This is a genomic window from Novosphingobium kaempferiae (assembly GCF_021227995.1).
Classification (GTDB): domain Bacteria; phylum Pseudomonadota; class Alphaproteobacteria; order Sphingomonadales; family Sphingomonadaceae; genus Novosphingobium; species Novosphingobium kaempferiae.
Genome location: NZ_CP089301.1, coordinates 4,531,181 through 4,556,569, shown reverse-complemented (window position 1 = coordinate 4,556,569; position 25,389 = coordinate 4,531,181). Strand labels below are relative to the sequence as shown.

Sequence of the window (25,389 nt, the reverse complement as noted above, 5' to 3'; positions counted from 1 at the left end):
GCATCGGGGAGGGAACCTAGCGATTCTGTCCCGGCACCCAAAGCACGTCGTCGGCGCCGTCACGATTGAGCGCCCGGGCGAGGACGAAGAGGTAATCGCTCAGCCGGTTGAGGTAGGCGAGCGCGGCGGGGTTGACCGCATCGGTGGCGGCGAGCGCGGTGGCGCGGCGCTCGGCCGCCCGGGCGGAGGCGCGGGCGACATGGACGCGCGCCGCCGCCTCGCTCCCGCCGGGCAGGATGAAGCTGCGCAGGGGGGAGAGGTTGTCGTTGATCGCGTCGATCGCGTGCTCGAGCCATTCGGCCTGCGAGGGGACGATGCGCAGGGTCATTTCGCCGGGCGCGAAGTCCTCGTCCTCCCCTGCGGGCGTCGCGAGGTCGGCTCCGAGGTCGAAGAGGTCGTTCTGGATGCGCACAAGCACTGCTCGGTGTCGCCCGGTGCCGTTCGGTGCGTGCTCTGTGCCGTTCAGTGCGCATGCGGCGAGGCCGATCGCGCTGTTCGTCTCGTCCACGGCACCGATCGCCTCCATGCGGGCGGCGTATTTCGGCAGTCGCGATCCGTCGACGAGGCCGGTGGTGCCGTCATCACCCGTGCGGGTGTAGATCTTGTTTAGCTTTACCAAGACCTAGCGCGCCATTGCCAGAAGAAGAGCACAGACGAGTACGGCGGCCGCCTGGTACTTGATACGGTTGAACATCATCTTGTTCTGCAGGATCTGGTTCGGCGAAGGCCCCGTTTCATTGGGATCGCGATGCAGATCGTCCCGCGTACTGTTCATGAACGCGATGATACCACGCACAAGACTGACGATGACCATGACCACCAGCACGATGATAACGGGAACGAGAATATAGCTCATGCCCCGTGGTCTACGCCCTGCGACAGCGAAAGGCCAGCGGGCAAGCGCCCTTCGCGCAATGCCTCGGCGATGGCGCGCCCGTCCTCCCCGGCCCGGCGACGGTCGCTAAGTGACGGAGAACCGCGCCTTTTCGCCAGCTTCCGCCCGTCCGCCTCGACCAGCAGCGGGTGATGCAACCAGGTCGGCACCGACAGGCCGAGCAGCGCCTGGAGCAGCCGGTGGACGTGGCTTGCGGGGAACAGGTCCATGCCCCGCGTGACCAGAGTGATCCCGTCCGTGGCATCGTCCAGCGTCGCCGCGAGGTGGTAGCTGGCGGGCAAGTCCTTGCGCAGCAGCACGACATCGCCGAAAATCTGCGGGTTTGCGACCTGCGGACCCGCATGCTCGTCCACCCATTCGAGCGGCCCGGCAAGGTCCATGGCCTTGCCCACGTCCAGCCGCCACGCCGCATTGACGGGATCGACCGCGCGATGGCGGCAGGTGCCGGGATAGACCGGCCCGTCCGGCCCGAACGCGGTTGCAGCGGCGGTGATCTCGGCCCGGGTGCAGATGCAGGGATAGAGCAGACCCATGGATTTCAGCCGTTCTCCAGCCGCCGCATGGCTCTCCAGCCGGTGCGACTGGAACACCGGCTCCCCGTCCCATTCGAGCCCCAGCCATTCGAGATCGCGGAAGAACTCCTCGACGAATTCCGCTCGGCTGCGCTCGCCGTCGATATCCTCGATCCGCAGGATGAACTCCCCGCCCCGTGCCCGCGCCGTGTCGTGGGCGACAATGGCCGCGTAGGCGTGACCGAGGTGCAGCGGGCCGTTGGGACTGGGGGCGAAGCGGGTGCGCATCGGCCACGTCCTAGCGCCGGCAAGCCCATCCGCAAACACGCCTGTGGATTGCGCATGTGCCTTGCGAATCCCATATCTTGACGCAGACTCGCTCAAGTGCTGGAAATAGCGCATGGACTGCCATCAAACCGCAATCCCGGCCTGCGACAGGAGGCCATGCTCAAGTCGGAGCTGATCGAGCGCGCGGCCCGGTTCCGCAGCGCGGAGGGTGATCCCTCCCGAAGTCTTTCAGACTGCCCTGCCCTTGTCCTGAACGCGGACTATACGCCGCTTTCCTACTACCCCCTCAGCCTCTGGCCCTGGCAGACCGCCATAAAGGCCGTGGTTCTGGAGCGGGTGGACATCATCTCCAGCTACGAACGCGCGGTGCATTCGCCGAACTGGACGATGCAGATTCCCTCGGTGATCGCGCTGCGCCAGTACGTGAAGCCGAGCGAGTTTCCCGCCTTCACGCGCTTCAACCTGTTCCTGCGAGACAGGTTTTCCTGCCAGTACTGCGGCAGCCCGCACAACCTGACGTTCGACCATGTCGTCCCGCGCCGCCTCGGCGGGCGGACAAGCTGGGAAAACATCCTCACCGCCTGCGCGCCCTGCAATCTGCGCAAGGGCGGGCGCACGCCGAAGCAGGCGAACATGCCTCCTCTCGTCCCGCCGATCCGGCCGACGAGCTGGCAGTTGCAGGAACGCGGGCGCGGCTTCCCGCCCAACTACCTGCACGAAACTTGGCGCGACTGGCTCTACTGGGACATCGAGCTGGAGGAATAGGGCTCAGAAGCCCAGCATTTCCGGGCGAAACAGGCGACGGCGCGACACACGCCTGCCTGAGTGCATGAACACTCCATCCCCCACATAATGAAGGAAGTCAGGCTCTCCCGGCTCGAAACGGGCGCTGATGTGCATGACTTCGAGGATGAACAGGTTGTAGCGATCGACCGCCCGGTCGTCCCGCATGCGGCACTCGATATGGGCATGGCACTGCGGCAGGATCGCCGCATCCACCTCCTCGGCTTCGGCGCGGTCAAGGCCGAGTTCAGCGAACTTGTCGATCTGCTCGCCCGAGCAATTGCCCGCACGCGCGACGGTGTCGAGCATGTCCGCCGTTGGCACGTTCAGGACACACTCGCCCGTGGCGCAGAGCATTTCGAAACTGCGACTTCCACGTGAAACAACGCAGGACACAAGCGACGGGCTGCTCTCCAGAACCTGATGCCAACCCAGCGTCATCACGTTGTCGTTGCCCGCGTCGCGGGTCGTCAGGAGCACTACCGGCCCGGGTTCAAGGAACCGTCGAGCGTGCGAAACGGGGAGGCTTCGCAACGCTTCCGGCTGGGCGAAAGCGTCGTGGGCGAGCGATGCCGATGTGACCAAGGCGGGGGGCTCCTCTGGCTGGCTTACACCCTGTCAGCGAATTACATCCGATCCGGTTGCATCTCTGTGCGACGAAGCGTTCAGTGAATAGTTTCAGTCGTTTCCGCCGCATTGTGTCCTTCAGCATCGACGCTTGCATCGACTGCCGTCGTCACTGCGACGTCCATCGTGACGTTGCCCACGGTGCGCATGAGATCGGGCAGCACCTCCACGGCGACGAGGATGCCCAAAGGCCACAGCGGCACGCCCATGGCTGCGGCAATCGGTCCGATGGACGACACGAAACTGATCGTGCCGGGAAGCGATACCGCGCCGAACGTGGTGGCAAATGCTACGAACGCGCCGGCGGCAAGCGCGCCAGTGGTTAACTCGAAACCGGCAAGCTTCGCCGCATAGACCGCCACCGCCATGTTCATCGCCGGTCCGGTGGCACGGAAAAGCGTGACGGCGAGCGGCAGGACGAACTCCGCCGTTGTGGAGCTCACGCCCAGCTTGCGGCTTGAAGCCAGCATCGCGGGAACCGTCGCGATCGAGGACTGGGTGGAGATCGCCACCACCTGCGCCGGCAGGATCGCGGCGGCGAAGGCGGGCAGGCTGCGCTTGCCGCCGAAAACCGCAATCAAGTAGCCCGCGATCATCACCACGGTGCCCACGGCGACAACCAGGACGATGTAATGCGCCAGCGCCCCCAGCGCCGCGCCGCCGCTGCGCACGCCCAGCGTCAGGCCGAGCGCGAAGACGCCGATCGGCGCGAGCATCAGCACCCAGCCGATCACCACCATCATCGCGCCCGCCAGCCCCTCGAACAGCACCGCCAGCGCGCGGCGCGGTTCGTCGGCGAGGCGGGTGGAGGCGAGCGCGAAGAGGCCGACGAAGACGATCACCGGCAGCATCGCGCTCGCCGCCGCTGCGGAGATCACGTTGTCGGGCAGCAGCGAGGCAAGGAATTCCGAGATTCCCGGCGCCTTGCCCGGGTCGGCGCCGTGGGGAAAGCTGACCCCGGCGGGCACCGGGAACAGGTCCAGCAGCACCGGCATCGCCACTGCGCCGAGCGTGGCGCTGAAGGCGAGGAAACCGACGATGATGCCCAGCGTGCGTCGCGCCATCGCCCCTGCTTTTGCCGCGGCGACCGTCTCAACGATGCCCGAGAACAACAGCCCGGCGACGAGCGGCAGGATGGTCATCTGCAGGCCCTGCAGCCACAGCGAACCGATCGGCCCCGTCACCTTCAGCGCCGCATCAGCGAGGGGTTTACCCGCCAACAGCAGCCCGATCACCAGTCCGGCGACGAGCCCGACAAGGGTGAGCGTTCCCGGCACGCGGATCTCGGGGATGCGCGAAGCGCTCGGCGGGGCAGGAGGGGGAGGAGTCATGCGGGCCGACAGATAGGCGGCGGCGCACCGGTTGGCAATTTGGCGTTGCTCAAGCCGCCCGATAGAGCGCGACGAAAATCCCCGTTCGACGGAATCCTAACCAGACTGTAAGGCAGCGTTCAGTAGGCGGTAACGCCTCGGGTTGCAGAGCGCGGCTGGAGATTCGGGCTTCGCGCAAGAGGACACGGAATGGGTAAGCAGTTCTTCGGCACCGACGGTATTCGCGGCCGCACCAACCAAGGCGCGATGACCGCCGCCATGGCGATGAAGGTCGGGCAGGCTGCCGGCACGCGCTTCCTGCGCGGCACGCACCGGCATCGCGTGGTGATCGGCAAGGACACGCGGCTTTCGGGCTACATGCTGGAGAACGCGATGGTCGCGGGCTTCACCAGTGTCGGGATGGACGTGGTGCTGCTCGGCCCGATGCCGACACCTGCCGTCGCGCTGCTCACCCGCGAACTGCGTGCCGACGTGGGTGTGATGATCTCCGCCAGCCACAATCCTTATGAGGATAACGGGATCAAGCTGTTCGGTCCCGACGGTTTCAAGCTGTCCGACGAGGACGAACTGGCGATCGAGGCCATGCTAGTGGGCGAGGAGCTTGCCCTCGCCGCATCGCCCGAAATCGGCCGTGCGCGGCGCGTTGACGATGCGCGGGGGCGGTATATCCATGCGGTGAAGGCCTCGCTGCCCTCGACCGTGCGGCTCGACGGGCTGAAGATCGCGGTCGATTGCGCGAATGGCGCCGCCTATCAGGTCGCACCCTCGGCTTTCTGGGAGCTTGGGGCGGAGATCGTCGCGGTCGGCGTCTCCCCCAACGGCAAGAACATCAACGAGCGCTGCGGCTCCACGCACGTCGAATTGCTGCAGGAAACCGTGGTTTCCGCAGGTGCCGACATAGGCATCGCGCTCGATGGCGATGCGGATCGGCTGATCGTGGTGGACGAGAAGGGACAGACCGTCGACGGCGACCAGATCATGGCGCTGATCGGCAGTCAGCTTGCCGCGCGCGGGGAACTTCGCGGCGGCGGCGTGGTCGCCACGGTGATGTCGAACCTGGGGCTTGAACGGTACCTAAACGGCATTGACCTGACACTGGAACGCACCGCGGTGGGCGACAGGCATGTCCTTGAGCGCATGAGGAGCGGCGGGTTCAACGTCGGCGGCGAACAGTCCGGCCACATGATCCTGCTCGACCATGCGACCACCGGCGACGGCACCGTCGCCGCGCTGCAGGTGCTCTCCGCGCTCGTCCAGTCGGGCAAGCAGGCGAGCGAACTGCTCCACCTGTTCGACCCCGTGCCGCAGCTTCTGCGCAATGTCCGCTTCGGCGGCGGGAAGCCACTCGAAACCGACAGCGTCAAGGCGGCCATCGCCGATGCCGAGGCTTCGCTCAACGGGCGCGGTCGTCTGGTTATCCGCCCCTCCGGGACCGAGCCGGTCATCCGCGTCATGGCCGAGGGCGACGATGCGGGCGAAGTGGAGGCCGCCGTCGCATCCATCTGTCACGCCGTAGAGAAGGCCGCCGCCTGATGCCCCTGGAAATGCGCCCCGATTGCGAACGCTGCGGCACCGACCTTCCGGCCGAGGCCCCCGGCGCGTTCATCTGCTCGTTCGAGTGTACCTACTGCGCGGAATGCGCCGATGCGCTCGACGACATGTGCCCCAGTTGCGGAGGGGAACTGGTGGACCGCCCGACGCGGGCGAAGCGGCACCACGATTCCGCGCCGCCGTCCAAGGTTCGCCACTACAAGGGGTGATCTGGGGCTATTTGTGCGAGGCTCGACACCGCCCGCCCTGTGCGGGTATGGAGCGCGGCCATGAACCAGCCTCCCCGCATCCTTTCCATCGCCGGATCCGACAGTTCCGGCGGCGCCGGCATCCAGGCCGACATCAAGACGATCACGCTGCTGGGCGGCTATGCCATGACCGCGATCACCGCGATCACCGCGCAGAACACCACGGGCGTCACCGATGTCGTCGCGCTTTCCGCGCAGATGGTCGCGGCGCAGATCGATGCGTGCGTCAGCGACATCGGCGTCGATGCGGTGAAGATCGGGATGCTGGGCAGCCCGGAGATCGCCTCGGTCGTCGCCGATCGGCTGGAGAACCTCGGTGTGCCGATCATCTTCGACCCGGTGATGGTGTCCACCGCCGGTTCGGTGCTGGCGGACGACGCCACGATCGCCGCATTCGAGCGGCTGATGGGCATCGCCTGCCTGACCACCCCGAACTTCAACGAACTGGCGGCTCTGGGCGGTGACGCGGCGCTGACGGCCAAGGGCGTGGCCTATATCGCCAAGGGCGGCGACGCGCCGGGCGACGTGGTGGAGGACCGGCTGGTCCTTCCGGGCCAGGAGCCGGTGATCTGGACCGCGCCGCGCGTCGAGACGCGCCACACCCACGGCACCGGCTGCACGCTGTCGAGCGCGATCGCCACGTTCCTCGGGCAAGGGGCTCCGCTGGCCGAGGCGATCGAGGATGCGCGAGACTTCGTGCGCGCCGCGCTGCTGGCCGCGCCGGGCTTCGGCGAAGGGCACGGGCCGATGGGGCACCACGCCGTCCGCTGAGGCGGTCTTACCTTCGTCATTGCGAGCGTAGCGAAGCAATCCAGAGCGCGGGACACACCGCTCTGGATTGCTTCGCTACGCTCGCAATGACGAACGGAGGGGACGGGCAAGGACCATTTCAGTTCAGCGTCGTGCGGTTGCGGCGCAGCGCGGTATCGGCAAGCAGGCCCACGGCAGCCATGGCGCCACCGGTGAGGCCGGCAGTGCTGAGGGCGACGATGACGGGCTGCGCATAGTCTGCGAGGGACCGGGCGCGATCGTTGAGGGGCTGGATGAACTGGCTCATGGCGGTGATCCTGTGCGGGGGCTTCGTGTGAGAACGCCTATGCGCTCATCCCGCCTTCCAGTGCACTCGGATAAGTTCGCTTATTGTGTTCGAAGAATCCGAACAGTGACGGTTTTCCCACCCATTCAGGTACTTCGTTGCCGTTGAGCGACGGCGACGCTTCATCTCCGCTTCATCGTGTTATCATTGCGACCCCGGTCCAGGCCGAGGTCGCAATCAAGATGACGGGCTACCGTCCCTTACCCGCAGTCGAGTCCGTAGAAGTCGCTGACGTGGCTCCAGCCTTCCTCGGCGGTCTCGCACCAGCGGAACAGCTCCAGGTCCTTGGCGTTGATGACGCCTTCCTCGGCCAGCGCCTCGAAGTTGACCACGCGCTCCCAGAACTCGCGGCCGTAGAGCAGGATCGGGATCGGCTTCATCTTGCCGGTCTGGATCAGCGTCAGCAGTTCGAAGAACTCGTCGAAGGTGCCGAAGCCGCCCGGGAACACCGCCACCGCGCGGGCGCGCAGCAGGAAGTGCATCTTGCGGAGCGCAAAGTAGTGGAACTGGAACGAGAGGCGCGGCGTCACGAAGCGGTTGGGCGCCTGTTCGTGCGGGAGCACGATGTTGAGGCCCAGCGATTCCGCGCCGACTTCCGCCGCACCGCGATTGGCGGCTTCCATGATCGACGGCCCGCCGCCCGAGCAGACGACGAACTGGCGCATGCCCTTCTCGACGATGGCGCACTGGCTGGCGAGGCGGGCGAGCTTGCGCGCCTCGTCATAGTACTTCGCCTTGGCGGCGAGACGTTCGGCGACGACCTTCTGCTCGTCCGTCGCGGCGGCGGCGAGCACCGCGTCGGCCTTCTCGGGCGAGGGGATGCGCGCTGAGCCGTACATCACCAGCGTGGAGCCGATGTTGGCTTCCTCGAGCAGCATCTCGGGCTTGAGCAGTTCCAGCTGGAAGCGGACGGGGCGAAGCTCGTCGCGCAGCAGGAAATCGGTGTCGCGGAAGGCGAGCTGGTAGGCCGGGTGGCCGGTCTGGATGGTATCGGCCTGCTTCTCGGCGAAACCGGCTTCCTGCTCGGCCTTGTAGAAACGGCGTTCGGTGACGTCTTTGTCTTCTTTTTCGGTCATTGGCTCTTCATAGGCATGGCGCGGGGCGCGCGTCGAGAACGGATATGTCCGGACCGTGTTGCACGCATGGGTACAGCGGCTAGGTTGCCGCCATGATGAACGGAACGGCGATCACGCGGCGCGGCGCTCTGGTGGGGATTGGCGGCGGGCTCTGTGCCCTGCCTGCTCTGGGCGCCGTTGCACGCGGGAAACCGCCGATCACGACGCAGGATATGGTGCGCCCGCCAAGGCTTCGCAACGGCGACGTGCTCGGGCTGGTGGCGCCGGCCGGGTTCGTGGCGGACCGTTTCGGCCTCGACGAGATCGGCGCGACGGTGCGGGCCATGGGCCTCGAACCGCGCTTCTCCCCGCACCTGACCGCGCGCGACGGCTACCTTGCGGGCTCTGACGAAGTGCGCGCCAAGGATCTCACGGCGATGTTCGCCGACGAGAGCGTGCGCGCGATCATGGCGGTGCGCGGCGGCTGGGGCTCGGCGCGCCTGCTGCCGCTGCTGGACTTCGCGGCGATCCGCAAGGCGCCCAAGCTCTTCGCGGGGTTCAGCGACAACACCGCGCTGTGCCTCGCGCTGGCGCACAACGGCGTCGCCTCGATCCACGGGCCGACCGCCGCGACATCGTGGCCGCCGTCGTCGTGGGAATCGTTCCGGCAAGTCGCTTTCGAGGGCGCGCTCGCCAGCTATTCGGTGCCCGCCTATGCCGGGCCGAACCTTTTCGGACGCGGCCCGGCGGTGAAGATCTTCCACCGCGGCAAGGCACGCGGGCGGCTGCTCGGCGGCAACCTTGCGGTACTGAGCGCGCTGGTCGGCACGCCTTGGCTGCCCGACTTCGACGGCGCGATCCTGTTCCTGGAGGAGACCAACGAGGCCGAGTACCGGATCGACCGGATGCTGACGCAACTGGCGCTCTCGGGCATTCTCGGCAAGGTCGCGGGCGTGATCTTCGGGCAATGCACGCATTGCGAGAACCCGGACGGCGGCTATTCCAACCTCACCGTCTACGAAGTGATGGACCGCCGCTTCGCCGCGCTGGGCGTCCCCGCCTTCCAGGGGCTGATGATCGGGCACGTCGCTGGGCAGGTCAGCGTACCGGTGGGCGTCATGGCCGAGATGGACGCCGATGCGGGAACGCTGCGGCTGCTGGAACCGGCGGTGGTCTAGGGAATCAGGCGCAGGGGCGCTAGCGCGCTCCCACCGCCGCTGAGGCCGTACTGCGCCACCAATTCACCGAACAGGCCATCGCCCAGCGGCTCCAGGAACTCCAGACCCGCGCAGTGTTCGTTCGCCCAGGCGACGAAGGCCATCGCGGGCCGACAGCCGGGGAGCGTCAGCGAAACCACTTCCTCGGACTCCAGCAACCCCACGCCCTCGACCCGCGCGCCGAGCGGGGTCAGATCCTTGAGCATGACCGTCGTGCTGGCAACACCGCGCCGGAACCGGGCGAGCATCTCCACCCGACGGCGCGAATGGCGACGGTCGGACGGGCGGTCCGGCGACGGATCGATCCGGGGCATATCCCCGGTCCGGGGCTCTTCCGGGCGGGCCAGGAACTCCGGCATGGGTGGCGTATCCTTCCAGCAGCGTTAACCGGTTTCAGTGAGTGTCCTTCATACCCGGCAAATCCTTGCCGCACCGCTCTCCAAGCGCCTGCGTATTTTTCCGAATCACATATTGGCGTGCCCGTTTGTCTGGTTATAAGGCATGGTTAATCTGCAAAGGATTGCACCAACTGGCGCCGGATCGAGCCCGTTTTCCTGAGTTTTCCGCCCGAAACGGCGGCGATCCGTGCTTTGCAGAGGCGTTGAATCGACGAGCCGCAAAACCCCGAACACCCTTTCTTAACCATTCTTTGGGCAGAATTTACGTGTTCATACAGGGGTTCTTATGCGCATCGATGCCAGAAATCTGCTCGACCGGCTTGGGAAGAACGACTTCGCCTACAAGGAATTCGAGGATCGCTTCAGCGAACTCGAACTCTGGCCGATCCTCGAAGCCTTGCTGCGCGATCCGCGCCTGCAGGCGATCGACCAGACCGAAGTCGCCATCGCCGCGTCGCCGGAACCGGCTCCCGCAGACATCGTCGAAACCTACTCGGGCGAGAGCTTGAGCTCGCTGTTCAGCCGCTACGGGCGCGGACCTGCCGCCGCCGACACCCCCGCCGACCGGCGCGGCGGCGGGCAGCAGCAGGACGTGCGCGCGATGCTCCGCCACTTGTCCGACCTCGGCTCGCAGGGGAAGATCTGATGCCCGTCATCGTCACCCACAGCCTGAAGGGCGGCTCCGGCAACACCTTCATCGCCGCGCACACCGCGATGGCGCTGTCCGAAGCGGGCGCCGACGTCACCGTGCTGACGATCGCCAAGCGCGACACGATGCCGCTGCACTTCGGCCTCCAGCCCGCGATGTCGCTGCCCTCGCTGTTCGCCCCGGCAGAGGATTCGGTGTTGGTCGCGGGCATCGACCTGCGCAGCCTGACCACCGCGCCCGAGGACAACGACTTCGTCCCCGCCCTGCGCGACCTCGGCTTCCTGGAGACCGGGCAGGACAAGGTCATGGTGATCGACGTCCCCTCGGCCGACTTCGCCTTCGCCCGCCGCGTGATCCCGCACGCCAGCGCCTCGGTCTGCGTGCTCAACGCCGCGCCGGACATGCTGGCGCTGATGCCGCAGGTGCTCGACGAGGCCAGCCCCGAGGCCATCGCCGCGACCCGCTTCGTCATCAACGCGCTGGACGAGACGCGCCGCCTGTCGCGCCATTCATCCGCGTTCATCCGCGAACTGGTGGGCCAGCGCCTGCTTGGCCGCGTCCGCCTGGATGAATCGGTGCCCGAGGCGATCGCGATGCTCCAGCCGCTCGCCAAGTACGCGCCCTCCAGCGCCGCGCTGGCCGACGCCAAGGCGATCGGCACCGCGCTGGTTCCCGCGCTCGAGACGCCCGGCCGCCCGTGGGTGGCGCGTGGCTCCTCCGCTCCCTCTTCCTCGTCGAGCCGCGCTGCATGATCGAGAAGCTCTCCGCCCGCGTGCTGGACAACCGGCTCGCCCGCTATGCCTCCGTCGCCGCGATCATCGGGATCGCCGCCGTCGTGATCGGCGTGCCGCTGGACGGTACCGCGCAGTGGGTCTGCGCGGGCGTCACGATGGCCGGAGCGCTGGTCATGCGTCGCATCAAGGGCCGCATGGGCGCGGTCGCGCTCGGCATCCTCGCGGTGCTGGTGTCGACCCGCTATCTGTTCTGGCGCACGACGCAAACGATCGAGTTCAACACCCCGCTGGAATTCCTGTTCGGCGGTGTGCTGTACATCGCGGAGCTCTACGCCTGGGTCATCCTGCTGCTCGGCTTCCTCCAGACCACCTGGCCGCTCGACCGCCCGGTGATCGAGCCCGAGGGCGAGCCCGACACCTGGCCGACCGTCGACATCTACATCCCGACCTACAACGAGAGCCTTGAGATCGTGCGCAACACGGTCTTCGCGGCGATGGACCTCGACTATCCGGTCGATCGCTACCGCGTCTTCATCCTCGACGACGGCAAGCGCCCCGATTTCCGCGCCTTCGCCAAGGAAGCCGGCTGCGGCTACATCACCCGCGACAACAACCTGCACGCCAAGGCGGGCAACCTCAACGCCGCGATGAAGAAGACCGACGGCGAACTGATCGCGATCTTCGACTGCGACCACGTCCCGACCCGCGCGTTCCTGCAGCTCACCGTCGGCTGGTTCCAACAGGATCCGCGCCTCGCGCTGCTCCAGACCCCGCACCACATGTATTCGCCCGATCCGGTCCAGCGCAATCTGGCGCAGACCATGGGCGACATGCCGGGCGAAGGCGACCTGTTCTACGGCCCGGTGCAGGGCGGCAACGACTTGTGGAACGCCACCTTCTTCTGCGGTTCCTGCGCGATCATCCGCCGCGAAGCGCTGATGGAGACGAACGGCTTCGCGGGCGAGACCGTGACCGAGGACGCCCACACCGCGCTCAAGCTGCAGCGCACCGGCTGGAACACCGCCTACATCTCGGCGCGCCTCTCCGCCGGTCTCGCCACCGAGCGCCTCGTCCTCCACGTCGGCCAGCGCATCCGCTGGGCGCGCGGCATGACGCAGATCCTGCGCATCGACAATCCGCTGCTCGGCCGCGGCCTGACCTGGCAGCAGCGCCTTTGCTACCTGAACGCGATGATGCACTTCCAGTATCCGCTGCCGCGCATCGTGTTCCTGACCAGCCCGCTCGCCTACCTCATCTTCGGCCAGAACATCATCCAGGCCTCGGCCTCGCTGATCTTCGCCTACGCCCTGCCCCACCTGTTCTGCTCGTCGGTCGCCAACGAGAAGACGCAGGGCGGCTGGCGTCGCCCGTACTGGGGCGAGGTCTACGAAACGATCCTTGCCTTCCACCTCGTCAAGCCGACCGTCATGACCTGGTTCCAGCCGCGCAAGGGCAAGTTCAACGTGACCGACAAGGGCTCGCTGCTCGACCAGACCTACTTCGACTGGGCCATCGTCAAGCCGCACCTGATCTGCATCGGCTTCGTGATCCTGGGCATCACCATGGCGGTCGTGAAGTGGGCGTTCTTCCCCTACATGTTCAACATCCAGACCGATACGCTGGTGCTGAACGTGGCCTGGGCGCTGTTCTCCCTCGCCATCCTGCTCGCCGCCGTCTCGGTGGCGCGCGAGACCCGGCAGGAGCGCGTGGACATCCGCATCCCGGTCCAGCTTCCCGTCACCGCCTACCTCGCCTCGGGCCACACGGTCCCGGCCGAGACCATCGACATCTCGATGGGCGGCGCGGCGCTGAGCCTGCCGGAAGAGCTGCCGACCAAGGACCGCACGGTGCGCCACATCACCATGGCCATGGGCGACGAGGTTCTCTCGATCCCGGTCACTACCATGCGCACGAACGCCACCAACGCCTTCGTCCGCTTCGAAAAGCTCGACATTCTCGCCGGCCGCCATCTCGTGCGCGCCGTCATGGGCCGCGCCGATGCGTGGCAGCCGTGGGGCCCGCCGGCGATGGTCGGCACCGCACGTTCCTTCGGTGACATTCTTAGGGTGGACATGCTCACGTTGAAGCGCCTGCTGCGTCTGAACTTCGCCGAACGTCGCCAGATGAAGGCCGCCAACGCCGCCAAGCGCGCCGCGCTGGCCAAGGCCGAGAAGGAAGCCGAGAAGGCCGCCAAGGGCAAGGACGGCAAGTCCGGCCTGCCGCTCGCCAAGGCGGCGATGCTGGCCGGAGCCGTCGCGATCGGCGCCGCTGGCCTGTTCTTCGGCACTTCCGAAGTCCACGCGCAGCCTGCCGCCGCCGCAGCTGCGACGCCCGCCGCTGCCGCAGCTCCCGCAGCGACCGGCGGCATGTCGGAGCGCCTGACGCTCAAGGATCTTCGTGTCGCCCAGCCGATCCGCCTGCGTGGCACGCAGGGTGAAATGGGCATCCCCTTCGGCATGCGGCAGGACCGCGTCGCCACCGGCGCCGTGCTGCGCCTGCAGATGGCCTGGTCGCCCTCGATGCTGGACGACCTCAGCCAGCTCGTCGTCATCGTCAACGGCGAAGTCGCGCAGACCGTGCCGCTGACCCGCGCCAACGCCGCCGGTCAGGTCATGGAGATCCCGGTCAACCCGGCGCTGCTGCTGCCCGGCGACAACCAGCTCAACCTGCGCCTCGTCGGCCATTATGCGCGCGACTGCGAGGATCCGTTCCACTCCTCGCTCTGGGCCAACATCTCGAACACGCGCTCGTGGTTCGACTTCAGCTACCAGCCGCTGCCTTACGGGCCGGACCTGTCGCGCCTGCCGCTGCCGTTCTTCGACAAGGGCCAGAACGTGCCGCTGCGCATGCCCTTCGTCTTCGCGACGCAGCCGCGCGCCGGTGAACTTCAGGCCGCCGCCGCCACCGCCAGCTGGCTGGGCGCGCTCGCCAGCTATCGCGGCTTCACCTTCCAGCCGGTCGTCGGCTCGATCCCGCGCGGCAACGCCATCGTGTTCCTCAAGGGCACGCAGGGCATCGCCGGCCTCGACATCGCACCTGCCGGCGGCCCCGTCGCCGCCGCCGTGCGCAACCCCAACGACCCCAACGGCACCCTGCTCGTCATCATGGGCCGCAACGACGAAGACCTGCGCATCGCCGCCTCGGCAGTCGCGCTCGGTCGCGGCGTGTTCGGCGGCCAGCGCATGAGCTTCGACGGCGTGCGCATCCCCACCTGGCCTCGCTACGGCGCGCTGCGCTGGCTCTCCACCGACAAGCCGGTCGAACTCGGCTCGATCATGGAGCCTTACGCGCTGCAGGGCATGGGCCTGCCGCCGGGTCCGTTGACCACGCGCTTCCGCGTCTCGCCCGACCTGTTCTTCTGGCCCCGCGAAGGCGGCAAGCTGAACCTCGGCTATCGCTATCCGGTCGCCCAGTGGCTCGACCGCCGCGCCTCGCGCCTCGACGTCTCGATCAACGGCCAGTACCTCAAGACCCTGCCGCTCGGCGCGGCCTGGTGGAGCGAACTGTTCGGCGGCAAGGGCGCCAAGAGCGCGGATTCCGACGCCACTCTCGTCCTGCCCCGCTACAACCTGTTCGGCCAGAACGAGCTGACCTACGACTACAACCTCATCATCGCCGACAAGAAGAAGTGCACCGGCACCCTGCCCGATAACGTGCGCGTCTCGGTCGATCCCAAGAGCACCATCGACCTCACCAGCGCCTACCACGCGATCATGATGCCCGACCTCGCGACGTTCGCGGGCGCCGGCTTCCCCTTCACCGCCAGCCCCGACCTGTCGCAGACCACCGTGGTCGTCGCACCGAACCCGTCGATGGCATCGGTGCAGGCGTTCCTGACGCTGATGGGCCGCTTCGGGGACTCGACCGGCGTTCCGGTGACGGCGGTGACGGTGACCTCGACGATCGACGGTGACGCGCTCTCCAGCCAGGACGTGCTCGTCATCGGCGGCACCGGCCTTGCCGAAGCGGACATGTTCGCCGACGCCCCGGTCCGCTACGAGAACGGCCGCCTGCGCGTCTCCGAACGCTCGCCGATGCAGTACATCACCGCGCTGTTCGGCGGCTCGCAGGAGACCGACCCGATGGCCGCCGCGCCCGTCGTCTACAACGCGCAGGGGTTCTCCGGCATCGTCAGCTTCCGTTCGCCCTATGCCTCCGACCGCACCGTGGTCGCGCTGCTGGCGGACGACGGCGCGGCGCTTCCGGCGCTCGTCGACGGCATGGCCGACGTCAAGATCAACGCCTCGATCCAGGGCGACCTCGCCGTCACGCGCGGCGACGGCATGACCAGCTTCGCCCTCAGCGAGCGCTACTGGGTCGGCTCGCTGCCGATCTGGATGAAGCTCGCCTATTACGTCAGCCAGCGTCCGATGATGCTCGGCCTCTTCACGCTGGTTCTGGCGCTCCTCCTTGCCGGTCCCGCCTACATCTTCTTCCGCCGACAGGCCCAGAAGCGGCTTGCCCGCCAGGACGACCACGCATGACGATGACGCGTACCTCGAAACTGGGCGTCGCCCTGCTGCTCTCGACTGCGCCGGTGTTCCTTGGGGCAATGCCCACTGCCGTCGAAGCCCAGAGCGCAGGCGTCGATGCGCTGGTCAAGCAGGCGCAGTACTGGCGTTCCAAGGGGCGTGAGGATCTGGCCCAGCAGGCGCTGAAGCGCGCCCGCGCCCTCGATCCGAACAACCCGGCGCTCAGGACCGCTGCGGCCCCGAAGCCGGCCCCGGCCCCCGCGCCCAAGCCAGCCCCGAAGCCCGCACCCAGGGCCGTCGCCGCCAAGCCTACGCCCGCACCGACCCGCACCGCCGCCGCGACCCCGCGTCCGGCCGCGCCCAGGGCAACGCCTGCGCCGACCCCGGCCCCCGCCCCGGTCTCCGCCGCCGACCGCGCGGGCCGCGCCCGCGTCGCCGGTTTCGATGCGCTCAACGACGGCAACTTGTCCTCCGCGACCGCCTCGTTCCAGCGCGCGCTCGGCGTCAACCGGCGCGACCCCGATGCGCTGGGCGGCCTCGGTCTCGTGCGGCTGCGCGAAGGCCAGTTCGCCGAAGCCGCCAGCCTGCTCGAACAGGCATCGGCGAACGGCAAGGCCAGCCAGTGGGCCGAGGGCCTCGCCTCCGCGCGCTTCTTCGCAGGCGTGGACGAGGCGAAGGGCCTGATCGCCCAGAACCGCCTCGCCGATGCGCAGGGCCGCGTCGAGGGGCTGGTCCGCTCGGGCTACAAGGAACCCGGCCCGGCGCTCGAACTGCTGGCCGACATCTACGAGCGGCAGGGCCGCTACGCCGACGCCGCCGACCTCTACCGCCAGGCGGCGCAGGGCGGCACCACCGCCGACGACAAGCGCCTCCAGCTGCGCGCCGCGCGTGGCCGCGCCCTTGCCGCTGCCGAGCGCGGGGATGACTTCGGTGCGGTGCGCGAATTCCAGCAGGGCCTCGTCCTCGACCCCAGCGACCCGTGGATCCGCTACGAATTCGCCCAGTTCCAGATCGAGCGCGGCCGGGTGCCGGAGGCGGAATCGCTGATCCGCTCGCTCGCCTCCAGCGGCAACGCGGACTCGCTTTACGCCGCCGCGCTGCTCAACAACGACCTTGGCCGCGCCAGCGAGGCCGACCGCCTCGTCACCATGATCCCCGAGGCGCAGCGCACCGCGCCGATGCGCAACCTGGCGATCAGCGTGAAGACCGATGCCGCGATCGCCCGCGCCAAGGCGATGGGGGCAAGCGGACAGGGCGCGCAGGCGGTGAACGCGCTGCGTCAGCTTGGTGCGATGGCCTCGATCCCGGCAGGCAAGCAGGCCGCCGTCGCCAATGCGCTGTTCGACCTCGGCGACACGCAGGGCGCCGCTGAAGTCGCTGCCAACGCCGCCAACGGCCGCATCGACAACATCGCGGACTATGAGGGCCTGATCGGCGTGCTCACCCGCACCGGTCGCGACGACCTTGCCCAGCTGGCGCTCCAGCGCGCCTCGCAGATGGCGGGCACCAGCGCGGACGGGCAGAAGGTCTATGCGCGCATCAGCGCCGGGATGATGGTCGGGCAGGCCGACGCTGCACGCCTCGGCGGGCGCTATGCGGAAAGCTTCGACATTCTCCAGCAGGCCTATGGTGCCGCGCCGGACAATACCGAGATCATGTCGGGCCTCGCCCGCCTCTACCAGACCGGCGGCATGCCCGCGAAAGCCGCGCAGACCTACCAGCTGGTCCTGGCAAGGAAGCCCAACGACAAGGACGCGCTGCTCGGCCTCGCCGATACCGCGCAGGCCGCAGGCGACCGCAACCTCTCGGAGCAGGCGCAGCGGCAGGTCATGCGCCTCTACGGGCAGGACTACCGCGTGCGCATGGCCCTCGCCAACGTCGAGCAGGCACGCGGGAACGACCGCGCCGCCGTCGGCCTCCTCAAGGACGCACGCGAACTCTACGCCCGCCAGAGCGGCGGCGTGGCGATGGGCGGCAATCCCTTCGCCGGGATGAATGCGCCCGGTGGCATGGGCGGCGGCAGTTCCAACCCCTTCCGCAACCAGATGCAGGCCGCGCCACAGCAGGTGAACCCCTTCGCGCTCGGTGGCGGCACCCGCCTGCCGACCGCCTATCCGCAACAGCAGCAGAGCGGTTTCGGCTATGCCGCGCCGCAGGGCAACTTCGGCGGCCAGCAGGCGAGCGGTTTCGGCGCAGCGCCGGGCCTCGCCAGCGGCCAGAGCGGCTTCGGCGGCTACGCCGGGACGCAGGCCCCGCAGGCCGCGAGCTACGCCGCGCCTGACCGCTATGCCTCGCCGGTCGGTTCGTCGGCGCCCGCGACGGGATGGGCGGCACCCGTGGACAACGGCGGCTTCGGCGGCAACTCCTACGGCGGCCCGCAAGTTCCAGTCGCCTACACCGGCGATCCGGTGATGACCCAGATCCAGTCGCAGATCGACCAGCTGGCGCAGGACACCGGCCCGCGCGTCGATGTCCAGACCGGCTATCGCGGCCGCTCCGGCGAGACGGGCCTGTCGAAGCTCGACGAGATCAAGGGCTCGGCCAAGTTCTCGACCGGCGCCGCCGGTGGCCGCGTCTTCGTGAAGGGCGAGGCCGTGGTCATCGACGCGGGCCGTCCGACCGGATCGGGTCTCGCCCGCTTTGGCCGCAACGCCACGCCCGAAGCACAGGGCATCGTCGCCGAGCAGCCCTCCGCTCTCGTCAACGCCGACAGCCAGAACGCCTCGGGCGTCGCCTTCTCGGCGGGCTACGAGAGCGACGCGATCCAGCTCGAAGGCGGCACCACCCCGGTCGGCATGGGCAAGACCAAGTTCGCGGGCCGCGCCGCCGTCAGCCCCAAGATCGGCCAGAACGTGCGCGCCACCGCCTTCGTCGAGCACAAACCGGTGACCGACTCGATCGTCTCCTACGCGGGCACCCGCGATCCCGTCACCGGCGAGAGCTGGGGCCAGGTCATGCGCACCGCAGGCGGCATCGGCCTCAGCTACGACGAGAACGGCTCGGGCGTTTACGGCGAGGGGCGCTACTATCGCCTGCGCGGCCACAACGTCACCCGCAACGTCGGTTTCGAAGCCAACGTCGGCGGCTACCTCGAAGCCTACCGCGACCAGCATTCGCGCGTCACCGTGGGCCTCAACGTGAACTACCAAGGCTACGACAAGAGCCAGAACTACTTCACGTTCGGCAACGGCGGCTACTTCAGCCCGCAGAGCTTCATCTCGGTCGGCTTCCCGGTGAGCTACACCATGCAGGACGAACGCTGGGACGTTTCGGGATCGTTCACGCCGGGCTTCCAGAGCTACAAGGAAGACCAGAGCCCGATCTTCCCGACCGACGACACCGCACAAGCCGAACTCAACGCCCTCAAGGCACAGAACGACGACGTGCGGTCCTATTACGACAGCCTCAGCAAGACCGGCTTCGCATTGTCGGCGCAGGGTTCGCTCTACTACAAGATCACTCCCAATACCCGCATCGGCGGCGAACTGGGTTACAACACCTTCGGCAGTTATGACGAGTTCCGCTCCATCCTCGGGGTGCGGCAGAGCTTCGGGAGCACCGGTAAATGAAGATGCAGGCCTTTCCCCAGCCCCGCAGCGGGCCATCCGACCATGCCGTAGGCGGCCTCGCGCTGCTGGCGATCGCCACCGCCTCGGAAGTCTGCGAAGGCATTCCCGAGGAACAGGCGCACGGCTTCTTCCTCGCCATCGGCCATCGCATGGCCGCGCTGGAGCCGCTGGAGGGCGTGAACGACGCCTCGGTGCTCTGCGCCCGCATCAACGCCTTCTGGCAGGCGCTGGACTGGGGCGAGATCGAGCTGGCCGTGGGCCGCGACGCCATCGTCGTGCGCCATCGCGACCTGCCGGTCGAGATCGCGCCGGATCGCGCGGGCCACTGGCACCGCATGCTGCTCGGCGTGCTGGAGGGAGCTTACGATTCCTGGTTCCGGGTGCTCGGCAGCGGCCCCGCACTGCGCACCGTCGCGGAGTGGAAGGGGGAGACGCTCGAGCTTCGTCATGGCCGCTGATTCCCTGTTCCGGCCGAAGGTCGATCGTCGCACATTCTCGCTGGGGGCGCTCATGGCCTTCACCGCAGCCTGCAATACCGCACCCAGCCAGGGCCGTGCCCAGCAGGTGAACGACCCGTTCTGGACCCTGTGGCGCGACCGCTTCGTCGCCCCCGAGGGCCGCGTGGTGGATACCGGCAATGGCCGCATCAGCCACTCTGAGGGCCAGAGCTACGGCATGATCCTGGCCCTGCGCGCCGGCGACCGCGAGGCGTTCGAGCGCATCGCCAAGTGGACGCAGGACACGCTGGGGCGCGAGGACATGGCGCTGCACGCGTGGCGCTACGATCCGCGCCAGCCGGTGCCGGTCTCAGACCCCAACAACGCCACCGACGGCGACCTCGTGATCGCGTGGGCGCTCGCGCTGGCGGGGCAGCGCTGGAAGCGCTCGGAATGGAGCGACCGCGCGCGGGAAATCCGCAAGGCGATCCGCGCCGAGTGCGTCATCTCCCGCTACGAGCGCAACCTGCTGCTGCCGGGCCTCGTCGGCTTCGCGGAGACCGCGCAGGTGACGCTGAACCCTTCGTACTTCGTATGGCCAGCGCTCGACCAGTTCTCCAAGGTGGACGGCGCATCGACCTGGGGCGCGGTCATCCGCGATTGCGAGGAGATCACGAAGCTGTCGCGCTTCGGTCCGCACCACCTGCCCAGCGACTGGGTATCGGTGACCGGCCGCGACGACGTCGCCCCGGCGGTCGGCAAGCCGCCGCGCTTCGGCTACGACGCAATCCGTGTTCCGCTCTACGCGGCGGTCGGCGGGCGCGCGGCGCTGGTGCAGCCGGTAGGCGACTGGTGGCGCGCCTGCCTCGGCCAGCATCGCCCGATCCCGGCGTGGATCGACGTGGTGACGGGCGAGGAGGCGAACTACGCGCTCTCCAGCGGCGGCGCAGCGGTCGCGGCGCGGCTGATCGGCACGACGGCGCCCGCGGTGCTGGACACCGACTACTTCAGCGCCTCGCTCCAGATGCTGGCGCGACTCTGAAACTAATTCCTCCCCGAGCAAGCTCGGGGAGGAATTAAGCTCTCACCCAACCCGCTCCGCACGGATCGACATCAGCCCGAACAGGCTGAGCAGCGCCGCGCCCGAGATGTAGAGCCCGACGAACAGCACCCCGCCGCTGTCCGCCAGCCCCTGCGCCACGGCGGGCGCGAAGCCACCGCCGACGATGCCGCCGACGTTGAACGCGATCGAGGCGCCGGTGTAGCGCACGCGGGCCTTGAACAGCCGAGGCAGCAGTTCGGCGATGGGGCCGTAGACGAGGCCCATGGTGAACAGCGCGACGCACAGGAACAGGCCGATCACGAACAGCGATCCCGCCGAGAACATCAGCCCCATCACCGTGCCCAGCAGCACTGCGCAGAAGCACCCGAACATCAGCACCGAGCGCGAGGTCCGCTTGTCCGCCGCATAGCCGGCGACGACGATGCCGACCGCCATGAACAGGATGGCAAAGAGCTGCACGCCAAGGAATTGCTGGCGTCCATACCCGAGCGTTCCCGTGCCGTAGCCCAGCGCGAACGTCGTCGCGAGGTAGTAGAGCGCGAAGCAGGCGATCACCGCGAACGTGCCCGCCAGCGTCTCGCGCATGTGCGTGCGGAACAGTTCGACGATCGGGATCATGCGGTGCTTCTCCTCGTCCTCGGCCGCGAAGACCGGGCTTTCGGACAGGCGGAAGCGGATCCACAGGCCGAGGCCCACCAGCACCGCGCTCAGCAGGAACGGGATGCGCCAGCCCCAGGCGGCAAAGTCGGCGTCGCTGAGGACCGAGCTGATGACGAGGAACAGTCCGTTGGCCGCGAAGAAGCCCACCGGGGCGCCCAGCTGCGGGAACATGCCGAAGCGCGCCTCATAGCCCTTGGGCGCGTTCTCCACCGCCAGCAGTGCCGCCCCGCCCCATTCGCCGCCGAGCCCGAGGCCCTGGCAGAAGCGCATGAGGCACAGCAGCGCGGGCGCGATCCAGCCCGCACTTTCATACGTCGGCAGCACGCCGATCAGCACCGTCGCGCCACCCATCAGCAGAAGCGAGGCGACGAGCGTGGACTTGCGGCCCACCCGGTCGCCGAAATGCCCGAACAGCGTCGCGCCCACCGGCCTTGCGATGAAGGCGATGGCGAAGCTGGCGTAAGCGGCAAGGTGCTGGACGGTCGGGGACTCGGCCGGGAAGAACAGCGGCCCGAAGACCAGCGCGGCGGCGGTCGCGTAGATGTAGAAGTCGTAGAACTCGACGGCGGTGCCCACGAGGCTCGCGGTCAGCACGCGGGCGTTCTGGCGATAGACGTTCATTCTTCGTGGTGCTCCCCTCGCTCGGCGTCCTGCCCTAGCGGGGCTTGCGCCGGATGACGAGAGGAACCGTCGTCCCGGCCAGAACCGGGACGACGGCCATGCGCGAGGCCACTGGCGGGCGGCCCCGCGCACGATGGCTCAGAACCGCGCGGTGACGCCCATCCAGACGCGCGCCGGATCGATCATGTAGCCGGCCTCGTCGTAGTTCAGGCGCTTGTCGAACAGGTTCTGCACGCCGGCATGGAAGGTGAAGCCGGGCGAGACCTTGTACGATCCACCGAAGTCCACGACCGTATATGATTCGACGACGAGGTTGTTGCCGCTGATCTGTGCCTCCGTCACAGCCTCCTCGCCGCGATAGACCGCGCGGGCATAGAGGCTCAGGCGGTCGTCGGGCTTCCAGTTCAGCGAGGCGCTGGCCTGCTGCTTGGGCGTGTCGTTGAGGGCCATGCCCGCGCTCGCGCCGGTCAGCTGTTCGGAATCGGTCAGTGTGCCGGTCGCATTGATGCGCAAAGTGCGGGTAAGGTTTAGATCGATGGCCGCCTCGACGCCGCGCACCTTGGCCTTGTCGACGTTGACGTAAGTCGTAGGCGGCCGGCCGATCGAGCTGAGCGGCTCGTCGACGCACCAGGCTCCGGCGGAAATGCAGGTCACGCGGGTGATCTTGTCGTCGAAGCGGGTGTCGTAGGCGGTCAGGCTCGCCTGGAAGCCCTTGCCTTCGTACATCGCCACCGCCTCGATCGTGCGCGAGGTCTCGGCTTCGAGGTCGGGGTTGCCGTAGATCGTACCGCCACGGCTGCTCTGGCCCCAGTCGGGCAGCGTCTGGCGCAGGTTCGGCGCGCGGAAGCCCTTGGAATAGCCGCCCTTCAGCGTGAACCGGTCGGTCGTGTTCCAGACGAGGTAGATGCGCGGCGTCCAGTGAACGCCGTACTGCTCGTCGTTGTCCATGCGGATGCCGCCGGTCAGGCGCAGGGTGTCGAGGATCGACAGCTCGTTCTCGGCGAACAGCGCCCAGTTGGTGCGGCTGGCCCCGGTGCGGGTCGAGCCCGAAAGCAGGTTGCCGACCGTGTCGATGAGATCCTCGTTGCGGAAGAACCCGCCGACGCTGAGCATGTTGGAGGGCAGCGGCACCGACCAGATCGACTGGGCGACGGTGTTCTTGATCCGCTTGGTGGTCTCGAGGTTCTTGGCGTCCTCGTACTGGACGTAGCTTTCCGAGTTCGCGAAACCCCAGCGGCCCGAATGGGTCAGTGCGGCGACGTAGCGCTCCTGCGTCTGGGTATCGAGCGTGCCTTCGGGGACGGTGGCGGTCACTTCCACGGTCTTCCCGGCGGTCGCCGTAACCTTCTGGCTGTAGAAACCGCCTTCGACGATGAAGTCATGGTCAGGCCCGGCGGCGAAGCCGATCTTGCCGGACAGGCTCTCGTCCCTGCGTTCGGGGGTGCCGCCGACGACGCGATCCTCGGTGCGGCGGTTCAGCGAGCCCTGCACCTGCAGGCCGACACCCTTGGTGATCGGCCCGGAGAGGTAGAAGTTGCCGTCGTAGAAGTTGCCGTAGTCGTCACCGAGCTGCATCGTGCCGTTCATCCGCACGCTGCCGCGCCAGGAACTGGCGATACGGCGGGTGATGACGTTGACGACGCCGCCCATCGCGTCCGACCCGTAGAGCGAGGACATCGGCCCGCGCACGACCTCGATGCGCTCGATCGATTCGAGCGGCGGCAGCAGGCCGCCTTCGGACGTGTTGCCGCCGTTGGTGCGCGTTTCGCGGCTGCTCAGGCGCTTACCGTCGACAAGGATCAGCGTGTACTGGGGCGACATGCCGCGGATCGAGATGTCGCGGCTGTTGCCCTCGCCGGGAGTGACGGTGACGCCGGGGATCTCCATCAGCGCGTCGGTCACTTCGCGGTAGGGCAAGCGCTCAAGGTCTTCGCGGGTGATGACGCTGATCGAGGCGGGGGCGTCCTTCACTTCCTGCTCGCGGCTTGTCGCGGTGACGACGATGGTCGATGCGGCGGTGCCGCCCTCGGCATCCGCAGCCACATCGGCGACGGCGGGAACGGCATGGAGAGCGCTGGCGAGCGTCAGCGCCGCCGCGCCGAGGCGCAGCTTGGTCTTGTTGGTCACGATACCCCCATTGATTTGTTTGCTAATGCAAATGGATTGCAAGAAGCCCTTGGCTCGCACGAGGCGGCGGGCCAACACTCAATATCGGATAGCGATTATTCGGCGGGGATCGGTGCTTCCTCGCGGCAGCACTCGAGCAGGCGGTCGCGCAGCCAGACGGCGGCGGGATCGCGGTGGCTGCGTTCGTGCCAGAGCAGCCAGTAATCGAGTTCGCCGATGGCCTCCGGTGCCGGGCGCGTGGCGAGTTCATGATGGCAGGCGCTCATCAGCCGCGAGGGCACCGCCATGACCAGATCGCCCGCCAGCAGCAGGTCAGGCGCAAGGCCGAAGTAGGGCACGCTCGCCGCCACCTTGCGGTTCCCTGCGCCGAGGAACGTCGTCACCCGGTCCAGTTCCGCATCGCTGACGGTTATGCCGAGGTGATCGTGCTCCAGAAACTCGTCGATCGGCACTTCTCCCTCGCCCGCCAGCGGATGACCGGGGCGGGTGACGCAGACGAAGCGGTCGCGGAAGAGGTGGAGGCGATGGAGTTGCGAGGGGTCGTGCTCCAGCCCGGAAATGGCGAGGTCGATGTCGCCCTGCGCCAACGAGCGGTGCGTCGCGTGGTTGAGCGGCAGTATGTCGATGGCGATGCCGGGCGCGATTTCCCGCAGCATCGGCAGGGCCGGAAGGACCACGGCCATCACGCCGAAATCCGTGGATGCCACCCGGAAACGGCGCTCCACCTGCCGGGGATCGAAGGTCTTTTCCACCAGCAGCGTGGAGGTATCAGCCACCCAGTCCGCCAGTCGCCCGACCAGTTCGTCACCCCGCCGGGTGCGGATCATCCCGCCGCCGGAGCGGACCAGCAACGGGTCGTTCAGCGCATCGCGCAGCTTGGCGAGCGAGCGGCTGACGCTGGGCTGGCTGATGCCGAGCATGAGCGCGGTGCTGCTGACGCTCTTGGTTTTCAGGAGCATCGCCAGGACGAGCAGGAGATTGGGGGAAAGCGACGGGACCATATGCAATGGATTTGCAATAGCAACACCCGCGCAATTCCGCCACTTTCCAATCCTT

Annotated in this window: 22 protein-coding genes; 11 read left to right on the top strand and 11 right to left on the bottom strand. The window is 67.8% G+C overall.

The window, feature by feature from the left end; genetic code table 11:
* Positions 1 to 16 precede the first annotated feature (16 nt).
* Genes LO787_RS20670 through gluQRS form a run of 3 tightly spaced genes read right to left on the bottom strand, consistent with a single transcriptional unit; the run spans position 17 to position 1,695 of the window.
* Complete coding sequence (locus LO787_RS20670; protein WP_232492860.1) at positions 17 to 619, bottom strand: cob(I)yrinic acid a,c-diamide adenosyltransferase; 603 nt, start codon at positions 617 to 619, stop codon at positions 17 to 19.
* A 3-nt stretch (positions 620 to 622) separates the two neighbouring features.
* On the bottom strand, positions 623 to 856 hold the full coding sequence (locus LO787_RS20665; RefSeq protein ID WP_232492859.1) for an HIG1 domain-containing protein: 234 nt from the start codon (positions 854 to 856) through the stop codon (positions 623 to 625).
* Entirely contained in the window at positions 853 to 1,695 is an 843-nt protein-coding gene (gluQRS, locus tag LO787_RS20660) for a tRNA glutamyl-Q(34) synthetase GluQRS (RefSeq protein ID WP_232492858.1), read from the bottom strand. The genes LO787_RS20665 and gluQRS overlap by 4 nt, the downstream gene beginning before the upstream one ends.
* Positions 1,696 to 1,851: 156 nt before the next feature.
* On the opposite strand from gluQRS, the gene LO787_RS20655 reads away from it, so the two are divergent.
* On the top strand, positions 1,852 to 2,460 hold the full coding sequence (locus LO787_RS20655) for an HNH endonuclease (protein WP_232492857.1): 609 nt from the start codon (positions 1,852 to 1,854) through the stop codon (positions 2,458 to 2,460).
* 3 nt (positions 2,461 to 2,463) lie between these two features.
* Here the strand turns inward: LO787_RS20655 and LO787_RS20650 are convergent, their stop codons facing one another.
* Together LO787_RS20650 and LO787_RS20645 are read right to left on the bottom strand one after the other, a co-directional pair.
* Entirely contained in the window at positions 2,464 to 2,958 is a 495-nt protein-coding gene (locus LO787_RS20650; protein WP_232492856.1) for a flavin reductase family protein, read from the bottom strand.
* Between the two features lie 185 nt (positions 2,959 to 3,143).
* The gene (locus tag LO787_RS20645) at positions 3,144 to 4,436 is read right to left on the bottom strand and encodes a dicarboxylate/amino acid:cation symporter (RefSeq protein WP_232492855.1); all 1,293 of its coding nucleotides are present in this window, start codon (positions 4,434 to 4,436) and stop codon (positions 3,144 to 3,146) included.
* A 189-nt stretch (positions 4,437 to 4,625) separates the two neighbouring features.
* Here LO787_RS20645 and glmM point away from each other — a divergent pair, with 189 nt between their 5' ends.
* Genes glmM through thiD form a run of 3 tightly spaced genes read left to right on the top strand, consistent with a single transcriptional unit; the run spans position 4,626 to position 7,006 of the window.
* Positions 4,626 to 5,969, top strand: coding sequence for a phosphoglucosamine mutase (gene glmM, locus LO787_RS20640; protein ID WP_232492854.1), 1,344 nt, complete (start codon positions 4,626 to 4,628; stop codon positions 5,967 to 5,969).
* Complete coding sequence (locus tag LO787_RS20635; protein ID WP_232492853.1) at positions 5,969 to 6,196, top strand: DUF1272 domain-containing protein; 228 nt, start codon at positions 5,969 to 5,971, stop codon at positions 6,194 to 6,196. Before glmM ends, LO787_RS20635 begins: the two co-directional genes overlap by 1 nt.
* Positions 6,197 to 6,256: 60 nt before the next feature.
* Positions 6,257 to 7,006 (top strand): bifunctional hydroxymethylpyrimidine kinase/phosphomethylpyrimidine kinase, encoded by a 750-nt coding sequence (thiD, locus tag LO787_RS20630; RefSeq protein ID WP_232492852.1) that lies wholly within the window; start codon positions 6,257 to 6,259, stop codon positions 7,004 to 7,006.
* A gap of 118 nt (positions 7,007 to 7,124) precedes the next feature.
* Here the strand turns inward: thiD and LO787_RS20625 are convergent, their stop codons facing one another.
* Together LO787_RS20625 and LO787_RS20620 are read right to left on the bottom strand one after the other, a co-directional pair.
* On the bottom strand, positions 7,125 to 7,292 hold the full coding sequence (locus LO787_RS20625; RefSeq protein ID WP_232492851.1) for a hypothetical protein: 168 nt from the start codon (positions 7,290 to 7,292) through the stop codon (positions 7,125 to 7,127).
* 239 nt (positions 7,293 to 7,531) lie between these two features.
* Positions 7,532 to 8,407, bottom strand: coding sequence for an LOG family protein (locus tag LO787_RS20620; RefSeq protein WP_232492850.1), 876 nt, complete (start codon positions 8,405 to 8,407; stop codon positions 7,532 to 7,534).
* Positions 8,408 to 8,499: 92 nt separating this feature from the next.
* Here LO787_RS20620 and LO787_RS20615 point away from each other — a divergent pair, with 92 nt between their 5' ends.
* On the top strand, positions 8,500 to 9,564 hold the full coding sequence (locus tag LO787_RS20615) for a S66 peptidase family protein (RefSeq protein WP_232492849.1): 1,065 nt from the start codon (positions 8,500 to 8,502) through the stop codon (positions 9,562 to 9,564).
* Here the strand turns inward: LO787_RS20615 and LO787_RS20610 are convergent.
* Complete coding sequence (locus LO787_RS20610; protein ID WP_232492848.1) at positions 9,561 to 9,917, bottom strand: hypothetical protein; 357 nt, start codon at positions 9,915 to 9,917, stop codon at positions 9,561 to 9,563. The two genes, LO787_RS20615 and LO787_RS20610, sit on opposite strands and share 4 nt — an antisense overlap.
* A 370-nt stretch (positions 9,918 to 10,287) precedes the next feature.
* Between LO787_RS20610 and LO787_RS20605 the strand changes: the two genes are divergently transcribed.
* The 6 genes from LO787_RS20605 to LO787_RS20580 are packed head-to-tail and all read left to right on the top strand — an operon-like array spanning position 10,288 to position 20,904.
* Positions 10,288 to 10,647, top strand: coding sequence for a hypothetical protein (locus LO787_RS20605; RefSeq protein ID WP_232492847.1), 360 nt, complete (start codon positions 10,288 to 10,290; stop codon positions 10,645 to 10,647).
* Positions 10,647 to 11,402: a cellulose synthase operon protein YhjQ/BcsQ gene (locus LO787_RS20600; RefSeq protein ID WP_232492846.1), complete on the top strand. Its 756-nt coding sequence runs from the start codon at positions 10,647 to 10,649 to the stop codon at positions 11,400 to 11,402. The genes LO787_RS20605 and LO787_RS20600 overlap by 1 nt, the downstream gene beginning before the upstream one ends.
* Positions 11,399 to 15,868 (top strand): UDP-forming cellulose synthase catalytic subunit, encoded by a 4,470-nt coding sequence (gene bcsA / locus LO787_RS20595; RefSeq protein ID WP_232492845.1) that lies wholly within the window; start codon positions 11,399 to 11,401, stop codon positions 15,866 to 15,868. The genes LO787_RS20600 and bcsA overlap by 4 nt, the downstream gene beginning before the upstream one ends.
* A complete protein-coding gene (locus LO787_RS20590) occupies positions 15,865 to 19,425 on the top strand; it encodes a cellulose synthase subunit BcsC-related outer membrane protein (protein ID WP_232492844.1) in 3,561 nt (1,186 codons plus the stop codon). Before bcsA ends, LO787_RS20590 begins: the two co-directional genes overlap by 4 nt.
* Positions 19,422 to 19,883 carry a cellulose biosynthesis protein BcsD gene (gene bcsD, locus LO787_RS20585; RefSeq protein WP_232492843.1) on the top strand — a complete coding sequence of 154 codons (462 nt, stop codon included), beginning with the start codon at positions 19,422 to 19,424 and terminating at the stop codon, positions 19,881 to 19,883. The genes LO787_RS20590 and bcsD overlap by 4 nt, the downstream gene beginning before the upstream one ends.
* Entirely contained in the window at positions 19,873 to 20,904 is a 1,032-nt protein-coding gene (locus tag LO787_RS20580) for a family 8 glycosyl hydrolase (RefSeq protein ID WP_232492842.1), read from the top strand. The genes bcsD and LO787_RS20580 overlap by 11 nt, the downstream gene beginning before the upstream one ends.
* A 42-nt stretch (positions 20,905 to 20,946) precedes the next feature.
* On the opposite strand, the gene LO787_RS20575 is transcribed toward LO787_RS20580, so the two are convergent.
* The 3 genes from LO787_RS20575 to LO787_RS20565 all read right to left on the bottom strand — a co-directional run bounded on the left by LO787_RS20575 (position 20,947) and on the right by LO787_RS20565 (position 25,334).
* On the bottom strand, positions 20,947 to 22,206 hold the full coding sequence (locus LO787_RS20575; protein WP_232492841.1) for an MFS transporter: 1,260 nt from the start codon (positions 22,204 to 22,206) through the stop codon (positions 20,947 to 20,949).
* Positions 22,207 to 22,344: 138 nt separating this feature from the next.
* Positions 22,345 to 24,333 carry a TonB-dependent receptor domain-containing protein gene (locus LO787_RS20570; protein WP_232492840.1) on the bottom strand — a complete coding sequence of 663 codons (1,989 nt, stop codon included), beginning with the start codon at positions 24,331 to 24,333 and terminating at the stop codon, positions 22,345 to 22,347.
* Between the two features lie 95 nt (positions 24,334 to 24,428).
* A complete protein-coding gene (locus tag LO787_RS20565) occupies positions 24,429 to 25,334 on the bottom strand; it encodes a LysR family transcriptional regulator (RefSeq protein ID WP_232492839.1) in 906 nt (301 codons plus the stop codon).
* Between the last annotated feature and the right edge of the window lie 55 nt (positions 25,335 to 25,389).

Excerpts from the sequence above, each read along its gene's own strand:
- LO787_RS20665 (WP_232492859.1), bottom strand. The coding sequence starts at position 856 with ATGAGCTATATTCTCGTTCCCGTTATCATCGTGCTGGTGGTCATGGTC.
- gluQRS (WP_232492858.1), bottom strand. The coding sequence starts at position 1,695 with ATGCGCACCCGCTTCGCCCCCAGTCCCAACGGCCCGCTGCACCTCGGT.
- LO787_RS20655 (WP_232492857.1), top strand. The coding sequence starts at position 1,852 with ATGCTCAAGTCGGAGCTGATCGAGCGCGCGGCCCGGTTCCGCAGCGCG.
- LO787_RS20645 (WP_232492855.1), bottom strand. The coding sequence starts at position 4,436 with ATGACTCCTCCCCCTCCTGCCCCGCCGAGCGCTTCGCGCATCCCCGAG.
- glmM (WP_232492854.1), top strand. The coding sequence starts at position 4,626 with ATGGGTAAGCAGTTCTTCGGCACCGACGGTATTCGCGGCCGCACCAAC.
- LO787_RS20635 (WP_232492853.1), top strand. The coding sequence starts at position 5,969 with ATGCCCCTGGAAATGCGCCCCGATTGCGAACGCTGCGGCACCGACCTT.
- thiD (WP_232492852.1), top strand. The coding sequence starts at position 6,257 with ATGAACCAGCCTCCCCGCATCCTTTCCATCGCCGGATCCGACAGTTCC.
- LO787_RS20625 (WP_232492851.1), bottom strand. The coding sequence starts at position 7,292 with ATGAGCCAGTTCATCCAGCCCCTCAACGATCGCGCCCGGTCCCTCGCA.
- LO787_RS20620 (WP_232492850.1), bottom strand. The coding sequence starts at position 8,407 with ATGACCGAAAAAGAAGACAAAGACGTCACCGAACGCCGTTTCTACAAG.
- LO787_RS20615 (WP_232492849.1), top strand. The coding sequence starts at position 8,500 with ATGATGAACGGAACGGCGATCACGCGGCGCGGCGCTCTGGTGGGGATT.
- LO787_RS20610 (WP_232492848.1), bottom strand. The coding sequence starts at position 9,917 with ATGCCCCGGATCGATCCGTCGCCGGACCGCCCGTCCGACCGTCGCCAT.
- LO787_RS20605 (WP_232492847.1), top strand. The coding sequence starts at position 10,288 with ATGCGCATCGATGCCAGAAATCTGCTCGACCGGCTTGGGAAGAACGAC.
- LO787_RS20600 (WP_232492846.1), top strand. The coding sequence starts at position 10,647 with ATGCCCGTCATCGTCACCCACAGCCTGAAGGGCGGCTCCGGCAACACC.
- bcsA (WP_232492845.1), top strand. The coding sequence starts at position 11,399 with ATGATCGAGAAGCTCTCCGCCCGCGTGCTGGACAACCGGCTCGCCCGC.
- LO787_RS20590 (WP_232492844.1), top strand. The coding sequence starts at position 15,865 with ATGACGATGACGCGTACCTCGAAACTGGGCGTCGCCCTGCTGCTCTCG.
- bcsD (WP_232492843.1), top strand. The coding sequence starts at position 19,422 with ATGAAGATGCAGGCCTTTCCCCAGCCCCGCAGCGGGCCATCCGACCAT.
- LO787_RS20580 (WP_232492842.1), top strand. The coding sequence starts at position 19,873 with ATGGCCGCTGATTCCCTGTTCCGGCCGAAGGTCGATCGTCGCACATTC.
- LO787_RS20575 (WP_232492841.1), bottom strand. The coding sequence starts at position 22,206 with ATGAACGTCTATCGCCAGAACGCCCGCGTGCTGACCGCGAGCCTCGTG.
- LO787_RS20565 (WP_232492839.1), bottom strand. The coding sequence starts at position 25,334 with ATGGTCCCGTCGCTTTCCCCCAATCTCCTGCTCGTCCTGGCGATGCTC.